The 506-nt window shown below is 63.4% G+C and carries 2 pseudogenes; both read left to right on the top strand.

The annotated features are described in order from the left end of the window. Window positions 1–58: 58 nt before the first annotated feature. Window positions 59–199, top strand: a pseudogene (locus ASV56_RS25090) (hypothetical protein); the annotation flags it as partial. Next, window positions 179–506: pseudogene (locus ASV56_RS25085) on the top strand (transposase); the annotation flags it as partial. The pseudogenes ASV56_RS25090 and ASV56_RS25085, both read left to right, overlap by 21 nt.

Below are 506 nucleotides of genomic sequence, written 5' to 3'. Positions count from 1 at the left end.
GTGGGAGGCCGCGCCGACCGGCAGGCGCGGGCGACAATGTGACTATAGCGCTGCCGCGATCCAGACCTGCCGACGATGCAAGTGCTGTTTGGGATGGCACTCAGGCAGATCGAGCCATGTTGCGCCACGGGTTCGAGCAACCATGGCGAGGCGGCTTCGTCGAGAGCCTGTTGCGGCCGGCCTGGACTGGGACGTGCCGGACTTCAGCACGCTGTCGCGGCGCCAGAAAACCTTGAAGGTCAACATCCCCTCGCGGTTCAGACGGCCCATTGCACCTGCTGGTCGACAGCACCGGGATCAAGGTCGAGGGTGAAGGCGAGTGGACTGAGGAGGGTCAGCAAACAGTCCGGGGGACTGTTTGCCCGACGAAGGCGCAAGCATGGTGGCACGAAGCGGCGCATCTGGCGCAAGATCCACATTGGCATCGACGAAAAATCCCTGGAAATCCGTGCGGCCAAGTTCACCACCAGCGACATGGGCGATGCACCCATGCTGCCCGAGTTGCT

This window comes from Paracoccus aminovorans, from assembly GCF_001546115.1.
In the GTDB taxonomy this organism is placed as follows: domain Bacteria; phylum Pseudomonadota; class Alphaproteobacteria; order Rhodobacterales; family Rhodobacteraceae; genus Paracoccus; species Paracoccus aminovorans_B.
Note: the sequence above shows the minus strand (reverse complement) of the source record. Positions and strands in the feature narration are given on the sequence as shown.